This is a genomic window from Paracoccus sphaerophysae, assembly GCF_000763805.1.
Lineage (GTDB): Bacteria > Pseudomonadota > Alphaproteobacteria > Rhodobacterales > Rhodobacteraceae > Paracoccus > Paracoccus sphaerophysae.
In genome coordinates this window covers 16,588-30,085 of sequence record NZ_JRKS01000037.1, presented here as the reverse complement: position 1 = coordinate 30,085, position 13,498 = coordinate 16,588, and the positions used below count along the sequence as shown (strand labels likewise).

Genomic DNA, 13,498 nt, shown 5'->3' with positions numbered 1-13,498 from the left:
GTGGCGCCAGCCAGACCATCTCCCGGTCGAACCAGACCAGCAGCGAGCCGCGCCGTCGCAGGGCGTCGTTGTAGCTGGACCAGTTCGTCGTGCGGTAGCGGGCGGGAGAAGGCTTGCTCATGCCCCCGGCCTAACCGACTGGATTCCCGCCGTGAATCCTCCGCGGGCGGACTTCTGCAACAACGCCGCTTGACAGGGAAAACAGTGGTGAGCCCAACAGGATTCGAACCTGTGACCCACTGATTAAAAGTCAGTTGCTCTACCAACTGAGCTATGGGCCCAACACAGGGCGTCTGATTAGGGATGCCCCGCGGGGGGGTCAAGGGGAAAAATTGCCCGGCTCTGGCGGAATCGCGGGGGGCTGCGTATATCGCCGCGATGGACCCGATCCGCACGCCTGGCCTGCCCTTCATCAAGATGCACGGGGCGGGAAACGACTTCGTCGTCATCGATTCGCGCAACGGCGCAGCGCGGCCGGTCACGGCCGAGCTGGCGCGGGCGGTGGGGGACCGGCATCGCGGCGTCGGCTTCGATCAGCTGGCCGAGATCACGGACGACCCGCAGGCCGATTACCGGCTGGTGTTCTGGAACAGCGACGGGACCGAGGCGGGGGCCTGCGGCAACGCCTCGCGCTGCGTCGCTGCGCTTATGATGGAGGCGCTGGGCCGGGACGAGGTCCGCTTCGCCACCCGCCGCGGGCTGCTGCGGGCGGTGCGAGAGGACGGGCAGGTCTGGGTGAACATGGGCCCGCCGCAACTCGGCTGGGCCGAGGTGCCGCTGGCGCACGCCACCGACACCGACCGACTGCCGCTGGAGGGCGCGCCGGCTGCCGTGGGCATGGGCAACCCGCACGCCGTGTTCTTCGTCGATGATGCCGAGGCGGTGCCGCTGACCACCCGCGGCCCGCAGGTCGAACACGACCCGCTGTTTCCGCAGCGCACCAATGTGGAATTCGCCAGCCTCACCGGGCCAGACCGGCTGCGGATGCGGGTGTGGGAACGGGGGACCGGGGTGACGCTCGCCTGCGGCTCGGGCGCCTGCGCGACCGCCGTGGCGGCGCATCGGCGCGGGCTGACCGGGCGGCGGGTGACGCTGGACCTGGACGGCGGCACGCTGGTGGTGGACTGGCGCGAGGATGGCGTCTGGATGACCGGGCCGGTGGCGCGGGTCTTTGACGGGGTGCTGTCGCCCGCGTGGCTCGCGCCATGAACGCGCCCCTGAACGCCCCCGCGAAACCTCCGGTCCTCGCCACGCTGGGCTGCCGGCTGAACGCCTATGAATCCGAGGCGATGCGCGAGATGGCCGAGGCCGCCGGCCTGTCGGGCGCCGTCATCGTCAACACCTGCGCCGTCACCGCCGAGGCGGTGCGCAAGGCCCGCCAGGAGATCCGCCGGTTGGCGCGAGAAAACCCCGGCGCGCCGATCATCGTCACCGGCTGCGCCGCCCAGACCGAGCCCGAGACCTTCGCCGCCATGCCCGAGGTCGCCCGCGTCATCGGCAACCACGAAAAGATGCAGCCCGCGACCTGGGCCAGCCTCGCCGCCCCCGACCATGGCACCGAGCGGGTGATGGTCGACGACATCATGTCGGTGCGCGAAACCGCCGGCCACCTGATCGACGGCTTCGGCCGCCACCGCGCCTATGTGCAGGTCCAGAACGGCTGCGACCACCGCTGCACCTTCTGCATCATCCCGTTCGGCCGGGGCAATTCGCGCTCGGTCCCCGCGGGGGTGGTGGTGGACCAGATCAGGCGACTGCGCGACCGGGGCTTCAACGAGGTGGTGCTGACCGGCGTGGACCTGACCTCGTGGGGGGCCGACCTGCCGGGCGCGCCGCGGCTGGGCAACCTCGTGCGGCGCATCCTGCGGATGGTCCCGGACCTGCCGCGGCTGCGGATTTCGTCCATCGATTCGATCGAGGCCGACCCGGACCTGATGGAGGCGATCGCCTCCGAACCGCGCTTGATGCCGCATCTGCACCTGTCCTTGCAGCATGGCGACGACCTGATCCTCAAGCGGATGAAGCGCCGCCACCTGCGCGACGACGCGATCCGGTTCTGCGAGGACGCCCGCCGCCTGCGCCCGGACATCGTCTTCGGCGCCGACATCATCGCGGGCTTCCCGACCGAGACCGAGGCGCAGTTCCAGAACTCGCTGCGGCTGGTGGCGGATTGCGGGCTGACCTTCCTGCACGTGTTTCCGTTCTCGGCCCGGCAGGGCACGCCGGCGGCGCGGATGCCGCGGGTGCCGGGGCCGGCGATCAAGGACCGCGCCGCGCGGCTGCGGGCGGCCGGCGACGCGGCGCTGGGCGCGCATCTGGCGGCGCAGGTCGGGCGCACCCACCGCATCCTGACCGAAGGCCCCCGGCTGGGCCGGACCGCGCAGTTCACCGAGGTCGCGCTGACCCGCGACCTGCCCGAGGGCGCGCTGGTGGACATCACCATCCTTGGCCATGACGGCACCCGCCTGACCGCCTGAGCTTGCTGATTCTCCTTTGTCCCCGCGCCGACAGCCGTTATGCCGCAGCGCAGCACGATGAGAGGCGGAGTTCCGCATGACCGCTCACAGCAGCCCGATACAGGTCGTCCGCAGCGTGGTCGAGCTGCGCGCCGTCACCAGAGGGTGGCGCCAGGCGGGCGACAGCGTTGCCGTGGTGCCCACGATGGGGGCCCTGCATGACGGGCATCTGTCGCTGGTGGCGCAGGCCCGCGACGCCTGCGACCGGGTGATCGTCACGCTGTTCGTCAACCTAACCCAGTTCGACCGCCCCGAGGACCTGGCGAAATACCCCCGCACCGAGAATCGCGACCGCGCCGTGCTGGAACCGGCCGGGGTGGATCTGCTGTTCATGCCGGGGGTGGATGAGGTCTATCCGCCGGGCTTTGCCACCACCGTCAGCGTGTCCGGGCTCACCAGCGGCATGTGCGGCGATTTCCGCCCCGGCCATTTCGACGGCATGGCCACCATCGTCGCCAAGCTGTTCCTGATGACCGGCGCGGATCGCGCCTTCTTTGGCGAAAAGGACTGGCAGCAGCTGCAGATCGTGCGGCGGCTGGCCGCGGACCTGAACATCCCCATCGAGGTCATCGGCTGCCCCACCGTGCGCGAGGCGGACGGGCTCGCGATGTCCTCGCGCAACGCCCGCCTATCGCCGCCGGACCGCACGGCGGCGCCGGCGTTGTATGCGGCCCTGACCCACGCCGCGCAGCGGTTGCGGGGCGGCGAGGACCCCGCGCCGGTGCTGGAGGCCGCGCGGGCCGAGATCCTTGCCGGCGGCTTCGCGCGGGTCGAATATCTCGACCTGCGCCATCCGCAGACCCTGACCCCGCTGGACCGCCTCGACGGGCCGGCCCGGCTGCTGGCGGCGGCGTGGCTGGGGCCGGTGCGGCTGATCGACAATGTCGCGGTCTGAGCCTGCTTCTTGCATGACGGCCGCGAATGCCGCAGCCTGCCGCCCATGACGCTGCTTTACACCGACGCCTCGGCCGCCCGCCACCTGACGCCCCCGGGCCATCCCGAACAGGTCGCGCGCCACGCCGCGGTGCTGGATGCGCTGGCGCCGCTGGACCTGCCGCGGCGCGACTGCCCGCTGGCGGACGAGGCCGACATCCTGCGCTGCCACCCCGACCGCTATCTGCGCCGGCTGCAGCAGGCGGTGCCGGCGCAGGGGATCGTGGCGCTGGACGCCGACACGCATATGTCGCCGCACAGCCTCGACGCCGCGCTGCGTGCGGTCGGCGGGGCCTGCGCGGCGGTCGATGCGGTGCTGGGTGGTGAGGATGAAGCTGCCTTCGTCGCCATGCGCCCGCCCGGCCACCATGCCGAACGCGAGACGCCGATGGGCTTCTGCCTGCTGGGCACGGCGGCGATCGCCGCCAAGCGGGGGCTGGATCATCACGGGCTGGACCGGGTGGCGGTGGTGGATTTCGACGTCCATCACGGCAACGGCACGCAGGACCTGCTGTGGGACGAACCCCGCGCCTTCTTCGCCTCGACCCACCAGATGCCGCTGTATCCGGGCACCGGGCGCGCATCGGAAACCGGGGCGCACGGGCAGGTGATGAACGCGCCGCTGCGCCCCGGCTCGGGCGGGGCCGAGGCGCTGGCCGCCTGGACCGCCATCGCCGCGCGGCTGGCCGAGTGGCGGCCGGGGCTGGTGTTGATCTCGGCCGGGTTCGACGCCCATGCCGACGATCCGCTGGCCAACCTGATGTGGACCGAGCGTGATTTCGCCGCCATCACCCGCCTGATCCGCGACGCCGCGCGACAGGCCGGGGCCCCGGTGGTATCGGTGCTGGAAGGCGGCTATGATCTCGCCGCCCTGGGCCGTTCGGCCCGGGCGCACGTCGAAACGCTGAGGGAAACTCCCACATGACCGATCCCGAAATCGACCAGATGTCCTTCGAGGACGCGATGAAGGAACTGGAATCCGTCGTGGGCAAGCTGGAACACGGCGACGCGACGCTGGACCAGTCGATCGCGCTGTATGAACGCGGCGCCAAGCTGCGCGCCCATTGCGAACGCCGCCTGCGCGCCGCCGAGGAGCGGGTCGAGAAGATCATGCTGTCGGCCGGCGGCGAACCCACCGGGACCACCCCGGTCGAGGGGCTCTGACCGATGATTTCCCGTCTCGAGGCCGTCCGCGCCGCCGTCGATGCGGCGATCCAGGCTGCGCTGGCCGATCTGCCGCCTGGCGATCTGTCCGACGCGATGCGCTATGCCTGCGTCGGCGGCAAGCGCATCCGCGCCTTCCTGGTGCTGGAATCGGCGCGGCTGCATGGTGTGGCCGACGACCGGGCGATGCCGGTCGCGGTCGCGGTGGAACTGCTGCACGCCTATAGCCTGGTCCATGACGACCTGCCGGCGATGGACGACGACGACCTGCGCCGCGGGATGCCGACCTGCCATATCCAGTGGTCCGACGCGACCGCGATCCTGGCCGGCGACGCTCTGCAGACCCAGGCCTTCGCGGTGCTGACCGACGACGCCATCGGCGATTGCGACCTGCGCGTGGCTTTGCTGCAGCGCTTTGCCGCCGCGGTGGGCGCGCGCGGCATGGTCTGGGGGCAGGCGCAGGACATCGCCGCCGAGACCGCCGTCGAGCCGCTGGACCTGCCCGCCGTCAAGGCGCTGCAGCAGGCCAAGACCGGGGCGCTGATCCAGTTCGCGGCGACCTCGGGGGCGCTGATCGCGGGGGCGGACCCCGAGCCTCTGGCGGAGTATGCGCGGCATCTGGGGCTCGCCTTCCAGGTCGCCGACGACATCCTGGACGTGACCGGCGATCCCGAACAGACCGGCAAGCGGACCGGCAAGGATGCGCGGCTGGGCAAGGCGACCTTCGTGTCGTTGCTGGGGCTGGAGGGGGCACGCGACAAGGCCTCGGCCATCGTCAGCAAGGCCGAGGCGGCGCTGAATGTCTATCCCGACAGCGAGGCGGCGGGAAACTTGCGGCAACTGGCGCGTTTCGTTATCCACCGCCAGACCTGAGACGCCCCCGCGGGCGCCCAGCGAGAGCCCGAAAGGGGCCAGCCAGATGACCGATCTTCCCGCCCGCCCCGCGACGCCGCTGCTCGACCGGGTCTCGGGCCCCGCCGACCTCAAGTCGCTGAGCGATCGCGAGCTGAGACAGCTGGCCGACGAGTTGCGGGCCGAGACGATCAGCGCCGTCAGCGTGACCGGCGGGCATCTGGGCGCCGGGCTGGGGGTGGTGGAACTGACCGTGGCGCTGCACGCGGTCTTTGACAGCCCGCGCGACAAGATCATCTGGGACGTCGGCCACCAGTGCTATCCCCACAAGATCCTGACCGGCCGCCGCGACCGCATCCGCACCTTGCGGATGGAAGGCGGGCTGTCGGGCTTCACCAAGCGCAGCGAATCCGCCCATGACCCGTTCGGGGCGGGCCACAGCTCGACGTCGATCTCGGCCGCGCTGGGCTTCGCGATGGCGCGCGAGCTGGGCGGCGATCCAGGCGACGCCGTGGCGGTGATCGGCGATGGCGCGATGAGCGCCGGCATGGCCTTCGAGGCGCTGAACAACGCCGGCCATCTGGGCAAGCGGCTGTTCGTGATCCTGAACGACAACGAGATGTCCATCGCGCCGCCAACGGGGGCGCTGTCGTCCTATCTGACCCGGCTTTACACCCGCGGCCCCTTCCAGGAGCTGAAGGCCGCCGCCAAGGGCGCCGTCAGCCTGCTGCCGCCACCGATGCAGGAAGGCGCTCGGCGCGCCAAGGAAATGCTGAAGGGCATGACCATCGGCGGCACGCTGTTCGAGGAGCTGGGGTTTTCCTATATCGGCCCGGTGGACGGCCACGACCTGGACCAGCTGCTGCCGCTGCTGCGCACGGTCAAGGCGCGCGCCGACGGGCCGGTGCTGATCCATGCGGTGACGAAGAAGGGCAAGGGCTATGCCCCGGCCGAGAACGCCGCCGACCGCGGCCATGCCCGCGCCAAGTTCGACGTGGTGACCGGCGAGCAGGCCAAGGCCAAGTCGAACGCCCCCAGCTATACCTCGGTGTTCGCGAAATCGCTGATCGCGCAGGCGGAACGCGACGACCGGATCGTGGCGATCACCGCCGCGATGCCGGACGGGACCGGGCTGAACCTGTTCGCTGAACGCTTTCCGCGCCGCTGCTTTGACGTGGGGATCGCCGAACAGCACGCGGTGACCTTTGCCGCCGGGCTCGCGGCGGGCGGGATGAAGCCCTTCTGCGCGCTGTATTCGACCTTCCTGCAGCGCGGCTACGATCAGGTCGTGCACGATGTGGCGATCCAGCGCCTGCCGGTGCGCTTTGCCATTGACCGGGCCGGGCTGGTCGGCGCCGACGGGGCGACCCATGCCGGCGCCTATGACATCGCCTTCATGGCCAACCTGCCCGGCATGGTGGTGATGGCCGCCGCCGATGAGGCGGAACTGGTCCACATGGTCGCCACCGCCGCGGCGCTGGACGACCGCCCCTCGGCCTTCCGCTTTCCGCGCGGCGAGGGGATGGGCGTCGAGATGCCCGAACGCGGCATCCCGCTGGAGATCGGCCGCGGCCGGATCATCGCCGAGGGCGCGCGGGTGGCGATCCTGTCGCTGGGCACGCGGCTGGCCGAGGTGATGGCCGCGCGCGAGTCGCTGGCCCAGCGCGGCATTGCCGTCACCGTGGCCGATGCGCGCTTTGCCAAGCCCCTGGACCGCGAGCTGGTCCTGCGGCTGGCGCGCGAGCACGAGGCGCTGATCACCATCGAGGAAGGCGCCGTTGGCGGCTTCGGCAGCCATGTCGCGCAGTTGCTGGGCGACGAGGGCGTCTTTGACCGTGGTCTGAAATTCCGCAGCATGGTGCTGCCCGACAGCTTCATCGACCATGCCTCGCCCGAGGCGATGTATGCGGTCGCCGCGATGAACGCGCCGCAGATCGAGGCGAAGGTGCTGGAGGTGCTGGGCGTGGCCACGATGGAACGCCGCGCCTGAAGCCGGGGGCGCTGCCCCCGGACCCCCGGGATATTTCGGCAAAGAAGAGATCGCGGGGCTGGTGGTCGGGCGGGGCGGGGCGTAAGCGGCCGGCGAGTTACTCCCAAGGCACCGCGATGACCCGCAACACCCATCCCGACGCGCACCCCCACGATCCGCATTACATCACCCGATCCGGCTGGCTGCGGGCGGCAGTGCTGGGGGCGATCGACGGGATCGTGTCGGTCGGCTCGCTGACCGTCGGCGTGGCGATGGCGAACCCGGCGCCCGGGGCGGTCGCGATTGCCGGGGCGGCGGGGCTGGCCGCCGGGGCGCTGTCGATGGCGGCGGGGGAATACGTCTCGGTCAGTTCCCAGTCCGACATCGAGCAGGCCGACATCCACCGCGAGCAGAAGGCCCTGAAGGCTCAGCCCGACGTCGAGCTGGAGGAGCTGATCGCGATCTATGAATCGCGCGGGCTCGCCCCCGACACGGCGCGGCTGGTGGCCGTCGAGCTGACCGAACACGACGCGCTGGGCGCCCATATCCGCGACGAGCTGGGGCTGGTCGAGGAACACGCCGCGAACCCCATGCAGGCGGCGCTGGCCTCGGCGGTGACGTTTTCGCTGTCGGGGTCCATCCCCCTGCTGTCGGCGCTGCTGTCCCCGGCGGACCAGACCGTGCGCTGGGTGCTGGCGGTGACGCTGGCCGCGCTGGCGGTGCTGGGCATCGCCGGGGCGCGGGCGGGGGGCGCGCCGGTGCTGCCCGCTCTCGCACGTGTGCTCGTCTGGGGCAGCTTTGCGATGGCGGTCACGGCCGGGATCGGGCATGTTTTCGGCATCGCCGCCTGACCGGGACGCCGCCCATGCGCCATCTCCTCGCCCTTTGCCTGTGCCTTGCAGCCGGCCCGGCGCTGGCGACGCCGGAATATGTGCTGCCCACCCTCTTCGACGTCAGTGGGGTGTCGGCCGGTGACCGGCTGAACATCCGCGACCGGCCCAGCGCCTCGGGCGCGGTGATCGGCACGCTGGCCCCGGATGCCACCGGCGTCGAGGTGGTGGCCGAGCGCAATGGCTGGGCGATGGTGAACACCGCCGAGCGCGCCGGCTGGGTCAATGCGCGCTATCTGGCCTATCGCACCGATGTCTGGATCGCCGGCGCGCTGCCCGCGACGCTGAATTGCCTGGGCACCGAGCCGTTCTGGGCGCTGCGCCAGGTTGGCAGCCGGATGGTGTTCGAGACGCCCGGCACCTCGCGCCCGCTGGACCGCCGCGCGGTGCTGGATGACGGCCGTTTCCGCAGCCCCGTTCGGGCGGTGGTTGCGGGCGACGGCAACGGCCGGATGACGGCGGTGATCCAGCCCGCGCAATGCAGCGACGGCATGTCGGATCGTGTCTATGGGCTGTCGGCGGCGCTGGTCTTCGACGGCGCCGGCCAGCGGTCGCAGATGCTGAGCGGGTGCTGCCGGATCACCCCCTGAGCCGGGGCCGGGGCGCTAGCCTTCGTCCGCCAGCAGCGCCAGCAGACCGGCGCGGTGATCGGGATAGCGCAGCGCCACGCCCAGATCGCGCTTGATGCGGTCGTTCGCCACCCGCTTGCTTTCGGCATAGAAGCTGCGCGCCATCGGGGTCATCTCGGCCGTGGCGAAGTCCTCGGCCGGCGGCACCGGGACGCCCAGCAGGGTCGCCGCGGTTTCCAGCACCTGCTCGGGCGGGGCGGGTTCGTCGTCGCAGACGTTGTAGATCGCGCCCGGATCGGGCCGCCCGATCGAGGCCGCCAGCACCTGGGCGATGTCCTCGGCATGGGTGCGGGAAAACACCTGCCCCGGCTTGACGATCCGCCGGGCGGTGCCGCTGCGCAGCTTTTCGAATGGACCGCGGCCGGGGCCATAGATGCCGGCCAGCCGGAAGATGTGCAGCGGCAGGCCGTGATCCGCCGCCAGCCGCTGCCACGCGGCCTCGGCCGCCACCCTCTCGCGACCGCGCCGGGTCGAGGGGGTGAGCGGGGTCGTTTCGTCCACCCAGCCGCCGCCGTGATCGCCATAGACGCCGGTGGTGGAGAGATAGCCCAGCCAGCGCGCCGGGCTGGCGGCGATGGCCTCGGCAAAGTCGCGCAGGGCGGGGTCGCCCTCGGGACCGGGGCCAGCGCTGACGAGAATTGCGTCGGCGCGGGCGAGTTCGGTTCGGATGGCAGCCTCGTCGCCGGGCCACAGCAGCGGCTGGGCGCCGGCGGAAGCGACGCGGGCGGGGTCGTCGCGGGTGGTGCCGGTGACGGTCCAGCCCTGCGGGACCAGCAGCCGGGTCAGGAACCCGGCCGAATAGCCGTGGCCGAGGACGACCAGTCTCATCGCCGCAAACTCACCGCGGCGCCCTCACCGCGGGGTCAGTCCCATGACCTCGGCCCCGATGGCGAAGGACCGCAGCCGGGCCTCGGGGTCGAAGATGTTGCCGGTCAGGATCAGCTCGTCGGGGGCATAGCGGGCGATCAGCTCGTCCAGCCGCGCCTTGACGGTATCCGGGCTGCCGACCGCCGATATCCGCAGGGTCGATTCGATCATCGACTGGAACTGCGGCGGGATCGCCGTGTCCAGGTCGTCCACCGGCGGCGGCAGCTTGCCGGGAGAGCCGCTGCGCAGCCGGTAGAAGCTGATCTGCTGGCTGGTCCGCAGCTTGCGCGCCGCCTCGTCCGTATCAGCCGCGATCAGGTTCGCCGCCAGCATGAAGCGCGGCGCCTCGCCCCAGGGGCCGGGCTGAAAGCGCGACCGATACAGCCGCACCGCCTCGTCCAGGTCGTTGGGCGCGAAATGCGAGGCGAAGGCATAAGGCAGCCCCAGCGCCGCGGCGAGGCTCGCCCCATACAGCGACGACCCGAGGATCCAGACCGGCACGTTGGTGCCCTGGCCGGGATGCGCGGCCACCGGGACGCCCTCGCGTTCCGGGCCGAGATAGGTCAGCAGCTCGACCACGTCGTTCGGAAAGTCGTCGTTGCGCCCCATGCCGCGGCGCAGCGCGTGCATCACCGCGCCGTCGCCGCCCGGCGCGCGGCCCAGGCCAAGGTCGATGCGCGGGCCGTGGATGGTGGCCAGCGTGCCGAACGCCTCGGCCACCGCCAGCGGCGCGTGGTTGGGCAGCATGATGCCGCCCGCGCCGACTCGGATGGTCTGGGTGTGATCGGCCACATGCCCGATCAGCACCGCGGTGGCGGCGCTGGCGATACCGGGCATGTTGTGATGTTCGGCCAGCCAGTAACGGTGATAGCCCTGCCGTTCGGCGGCCTGCGCCAGGGTTACCCCCGCGGCGATCGCGCTGCGCGCGTCCGAGCCTTGGGGAACCGGGGCGAGATCCAGAATCGAGATGTCCATGCGATCACAGATAGGTTGCGCGTTCGGCCTCTGCCAGAGGCCCCCGGTTGCGACGGTGGCAATCCCCGGCCGCCCGGGCCGGGCCGGGGCGCGCGGAGGCGGACGCCCCTCTCGCACCCGTGTTTTTCCCTTGCGGCGCAGCCGCGCTATCCGGGCCGCATCGATTCTGGGAGACCGCCATGACCCGCCCGCTGATCCTCGCCCTTTCGCTTGTCGCCGCCCCGCTGCTGATCGCCCCGGCGACGGCCGAGACCCCCTCGAACCGGCCCGAGGACGGGGCCTTCGTGTCGCAGGTCGTCTTTCACTGCGCGCGCGGCGCGGTGGTGCCGGTCGCCTATGTCAGCCTGCCGACCGGCGAGGGGTTTGCCGTGGCCCAGATCGACGGCCAGCAGGTCGCGATGAAGCAGGTGGTGTCGGGTTCCGGCGTCCGCTACCGCTCGGTCGCCGCGGATCGCCCGTATGAGCTGCACGCCAAGGGCCAGGACGGCACATTCTATTACGGTCCCGAGGCCGACGCCCCGGCGATCCTCGAGGACTGCACCGCCGCCTGAGGGTCCGGGTAGGGGTCCGGGCCGGCGCCGGCTTGCCTAACCCCCGGGGCGCGGGCAGTCTGGCCCCGCGAAAGGAGCCCCCGATGGACCAGACCACCCGCCTGCTGCCGGTCGAGACGCCCGACCCGGTCGAGCGCGAATATTTCGACGACGCCGAGGCGGCGGTGGACCGGCTGATCCAGCTTTACGGCCGCGCCACCGGCTGGCTGCGCGACCGCTTCGTGGACAGCCTGGGCGGGCTGCCGCCGCAGGCGCGGTTCCGTGCCTATTACCCCGAACTGCGGCTGACCACGTCGAGCCATTCGCTGGGCGATTCGCGGCTGGCCTTCGGTCATGTCGCGCTGCCCGGCAGCTATGTCGCGACGATCACGCGGCCGGACCTCTTCCGCGACTACCTGGTCCAGCAGATCGGCCTGCTGATCCGCAACCACCAGGTGCCGGTCGCGGTCGGCGACAGCGACACGCCGATCCCGGTGCATTTCGCGATGGCCTCGCAAAGCGACCTGAACGTCCCCCAGGAAGGGGTGCTGAGCTTTTCGCTGCGCGACGTGTTCGACGTGCCTGACCTGGACACGATGAACGACGACATCGTCAACGGCATCGCCCAGCCGATGCCCGACGGCACCCGCCACCTGGCGCCCTTCACCGCGCAGCGGGTGGATTACTCGCTGGCCCGGCTGTCGCATTACACGGCGACGGCGCCGGAACATTTCCAGACCTTCGTGCTGTTCACCAACTACCAGTTCTACGTCGACGAGTTCGAGGCCTTCGCCCGCCGCGCCCTGGCCGACCCGGCTTCGGGCTACAGCGCCTTCGTCGCGCCCGGCGATCAGGTCCTGGAACGGCCCGAGGACGTCCTGGCCACCGGCGCGAAGACCCCGCAGATGCCGGCCTATCACCTCAAGCGCCCGGACGGGCAGGGGATCACGCTGGTCAACATCGGCGTCGGCCCGTCGAACGCCAAGACCGCGACCGACCACATCGCCGTGCTGCGCCCCCATGCCTGGTTGATGGTGGGCCATTGCGCGGGACTGAGGAACAGCCAGCGGTTGGGGGATTACGTGCTCGCCCACGCCTATCTGCGCGAGGATCACGTGCTGGACGACGACCTGCCGGTCTGGGTGCCGATCCCGGCCCTGGCCGAGGTGCAGGTCGCGCTGGAAGAGGCCGTGGCCGAGATCACCCGGCTGGAAGGCTTCGAGCTCAAGCGCATCATGCGGACCGGCACCGTCGCCACCATCGACAACCGCAACTGGGAATTGCGCGACCAGTCCGGCCCGGTGCAGCGGCTGAGCCAGTCCCGCGCCGTGGCGCTGGACATGGAAAGCGCCACCATCGCCGCCAACGGCTTTCGCTTCCGGGTGCCCTACGGCACGCTGCTGTGCGTCAGCGACCGGCCGCTGCATGGCGAGCTCAAGCTGCCCGGCATGGCCACGGATTTCTATCGCACCCAGGTCGCCGCGCACCTGCTGATCGGCATCCGGGCGATGGAAAAGCTGCGCGAGATGCCGCTGGAGCGGATCCATTCCCGCAAGCTGCGGTCCTTCGACGAGACGGCGTTCCTGTAGCGCCGGCCGGGCCCGCCACGCGGCGGGAAACCGCCCAGACGACCTGTCCTTGGTCAGGTCCGATCTGCCGATGGACGCCGTTTTCCACAGACGGAACGCCTCTGCGGCATCAAAAGGGCTTGAAATGCAGGGTGAAACCGGCTGTAGCAAGCGCATTGCCAGCGCGACTGGCACGAATACGCCCGCGATCCAGCGCGCGACAGACGAGGAGACAGGTTCCCATGGCGAAAGCCCCTGCCAAGCCCATGACCAAAACGCAACTCGTGGCGGCGCTTGCCGACGAGATGGGCAGCGACAAGAAATCCGCCACCGCCGCGCTGGACGCGATCCAGGCCGTGGTGACCCGCACCGTGGCCGAGGGCGGCTCGCTGACCCTTCCGGGCATCGGCAAGGTCGGCGTCCGCGCCCGCCCGGAACGCCAGGTCCGCAACCCGCAGACGCAGGAGATGATGACCAAGCCGGCCGACAAGGTGGTCAAGGTTACCATCGCCAAGGCGCTGAAGGATAGCGTGAACGCCTGATCGGCGGGCTGCGTCGGTCATATGCAGGGGTCGCGGATGCCGCGGCCCTTTCTGCATCCGGGA

At 70.9% G+C, this 13,498-nt stretch carries 14 protein-coding genes, 1 tRNA gene and 1 pseudogene; 12 read left to right on the top strand and 4 right to left on the bottom strand.

Annotated elements, in window-relative coordinates; genetic code table 11:
- Together IC63_RS18145 and IC63_RS11120 are read right to left on the bottom strand one after the other, a co-directional pair.
- Window positions 1-121: pseudogene (locus tag IC63_RS18145) on the bottom strand (IS5/IS1182 family transposase); the annotation flags it as partial.
- An 84-nt stretch (window positions 122-205) separates the two neighbouring features.
- Window positions 206-281 (bottom strand) — tRNA-Lys (locus IC63_RS11120).
- A gap of 97 nt (window positions 282-378) precedes the next feature.
- Between IC63_RS11120 and dapF the strand changes: the two genes are divergently transcribed.
- From dapF to IC63_RS11075, 9 genes are all read left to right on the top strand, one after another.
- Window positions 379-1,209 carry a diaminopimelate epimerase gene (gene dapF, locus IC63_RS11115; protein WP_036720313.1) on the top strand — a complete coding sequence of 277 codons (831 nt, stop codon included), beginning with the start codon at window positions 379-381 and terminating at the stop codon, window positions 1,207-1,209.
- A complete protein-coding gene (gene mtaB / locus IC63_RS11110) occupies window positions 1,206-2,477 on the top strand; it encodes a tRNA (N(6)-L-threonylcarbamoyladenosine(37)-C(2))-methylthiotransferase MtaB (protein WP_036720311.1) in 1,272 nt (423 codons plus the stop codon). Before dapF ends, mtaB begins: the two co-directional genes overlap by 4 nt.
- Before the next feature lie 76 nt (window positions 2,478-2,553).
- On the top strand, window positions 2,554-3,411 hold the full coding sequence (panC, locus tag IC63_RS11105) for a pantoate--beta-alanine ligase (RefSeq protein ID WP_036720306.1): 858 nt from the start codon (window positions 2,554-2,556) through the stop codon (window positions 3,409-3,411).
- A 45-nt stretch (window positions 3,412-3,456) separates the two neighbouring features.
- A complete protein-coding gene (locus IC63_RS11100; RefSeq protein ID WP_052042135.1) occupies window positions 3,457-4,374 on the top strand; it encodes a histone deacetylase family protein in 918 nt (305 codons plus the stop codon).
- On the top strand, window positions 4,371-4,613 hold the full coding sequence (locus tag IC63_RS11095; protein ID WP_036720304.1) for an exodeoxyribonuclease VII small subunit: 243 nt from the start codon (window positions 4,371-4,373) through the stop codon (window positions 4,611-4,613). Before IC63_RS11100 ends, IC63_RS11095 begins: the two co-directional genes overlap by 4 nt.
- Window positions 4,614-4,616: 3 nt before the next feature.
- Window positions 4,617-5,486, top strand: a complete 870-nt coding sequence (locus tag IC63_RS11090) for a polyprenyl synthetase family protein (protein ID WP_036720302.1) — start codon at window positions 4,617-4,619, stop codon at window positions 5,484-5,486.
- A gap of 46 nt (window positions 5,487-5,532) precedes the next feature.
- Complete coding sequence (dxs, locus tag IC63_RS11085; RefSeq protein WP_036720300.1) at window positions 5,533-7,455, top strand: 1-deoxy-D-xylulose-5-phosphate synthase; 1,923 nt, start codon at window positions 5,533-5,535, stop codon at window positions 7,453-7,455.
- 116 nt (window positions 7,456-7,571) lie between these two features.
- A complete protein-coding gene (locus IC63_RS11080; protein ID WP_036720298.1) occupies window positions 7,572-8,285 on the top strand; it encodes a VIT1/CCC1 transporter family protein in 714 nt (237 codons plus the stop codon).
- A gap of 14 nt (window positions 8,286-8,299) precedes the next feature.
- Window positions 8,300-8,914 (top strand): COG3650 family protein, encoded by a 615-nt coding sequence (locus IC63_RS11075; protein ID WP_036720296.1) that lies wholly within the window; start codon window positions 8,300-8,302, stop codon window positions 8,912-8,914.
- Between the two features lie 15 nt (window positions 8,915-8,929).
- Here the strand turns inward: IC63_RS11075 and IC63_RS11070 are convergent, their stop codons facing one another.
- Both IC63_RS11070 and IC63_RS11065 read right to left on the bottom strand, forming a co-directional pair.
- A complete protein-coding gene (locus IC63_RS11070) occupies window positions 8,930-9,781 on the bottom strand; it encodes an SDR family oxidoreductase (protein ID WP_036720294.1) in 852 nt (283 codons plus the stop codon).
- Window positions 9,782-9,805: 24 nt separating this feature from the next.
- Window positions 9,806-10,795 (bottom strand): LLM class flavin-dependent oxidoreductase, encoded by a 990-nt coding sequence (locus tag IC63_RS11065; protein ID WP_036720292.1) that lies wholly within the window; start codon window positions 10,793-10,795, stop codon window positions 9,806-9,808.
- Between the two features lie 179 nt (window positions 10,796-10,974).
- Here IC63_RS11065 and IC63_RS11060 point away from each other — a divergent pair, with 179 nt between their 5' ends.
- The 3 genes from IC63_RS11060 (at window position 10,975) to IC63_RS11050 (ending at window position 13,435) form a co-directional block, all read left to right on the top strand.
- Complete coding sequence (locus IC63_RS11060; RefSeq protein WP_036720291.1) at window positions 10,975-11,346, top strand: MliC family protein; 372 nt, start codon at window positions 10,975-10,977, stop codon at window positions 11,344-11,346.
- Between the two features lie 83 nt (window positions 11,347-11,429).
- Complete coding sequence (locus IC63_RS11055; protein WP_036720288.1) at window positions 11,430-12,914, top strand: AMP nucleosidase; 1,485 nt, start codon at window positions 11,430-11,432, stop codon at window positions 12,912-12,914.
- Window positions 12,915-13,135: 221 nt separating this feature from the next.
- On the top strand, window positions 13,136-13,435 hold the full coding sequence (locus IC63_RS11050) for an HU family DNA-binding protein (RefSeq protein WP_036720286.1): 300 nt from the start codon (window positions 13,136-13,138) through the stop codon (window positions 13,433-13,435).
- The last annotated feature ends 63 nt before the right edge of the window (window positions 13,436-13,498 follow it).

Coding starts and splice junctions, on each gene's coding strand:
- dapF (WP_036720313.1), top strand. CDS start 379: ATGGACCCGATCCGCACGCCTGGCCTGCCCTTCATCAAGATGCACGGG.
- mtaB (WP_036720311.1), top strand. CDS start 1,206: ATGAACGCGCCCCTGAACGCCCCCGCGAAACCTCCGGTCCTCGCCACG.
- panC (WP_036720306.1), top strand. CDS start 2,554: ATGACCGCTCACAGCAGCCCGATACAGGTCGTCCGCAGCGTGGTCGAG.
- IC63_RS11100 (WP_052042135.1), top strand. CDS start 3,457: ATGACGCTGCTTTACACCGACGCCTCGGCCGCCCGCCACCTGACGCCC.
- IC63_RS11095 (WP_036720304.1), top strand. CDS start 4,371: ATGACCGATCCCGAAATCGACCAGATGTCCTTCGAGGACGCGATGAAG.
- IC63_RS11090 (WP_036720302.1), top strand. CDS start 4,617: ATGATTTCCCGTCTCGAGGCCGTCCGCGCCGCCGTCGATGCGGCGATC.
- dxs (WP_036720300.1), top strand. CDS start 5,533: ATGACCGATCTTCCCGCCCGCCCCGCGACGCCGCTGCTCGACCGGGTC.
- IC63_RS11080 (WP_036720298.1), top strand. CDS start 7,572: ATGACCCGCAACACCCATCCCGACGCGCACCCCCACGATCCGCATTAC.
- IC63_RS11075 (WP_036720296.1), top strand. CDS start 8,300: ATGCGCCATCTCCTCGCCCTTTGCCTGTGCCTTGCAGCCGGCCCGGCG.
- IC63_RS11070 (WP_036720294.1), bottom strand. CDS start 9,781: ATGAGACTGGTCGTCCTCGGCCACGGCTATTCGGCCGGGTTCCTGACC.
- IC63_RS11065 (WP_036720292.1), bottom strand. CDS start 10,795: ATGGACATCTCGATTCTGGATCTCGCCCCGGTTCCCCAAGGCTCGGAC.
- IC63_RS11060 (WP_036720291.1), top strand. CDS start 10,975: ATGACCCGCCCGCTGATCCTCGCCCTTTCGCTTGTCGCCGCCCCGCTG.
- IC63_RS11055 (WP_036720288.1), top strand. CDS start 11,430: ATGGACCAGACCACCCGCCTGCTGCCGGTCGAGACGCCCGACCCGGTC.
- IC63_RS11050 (WP_036720286.1), top strand. CDS start 13,136: ATGGCGAAAGCCCCTGCCAAGCCCATGACCAAAACGCAACTCGTGGCG.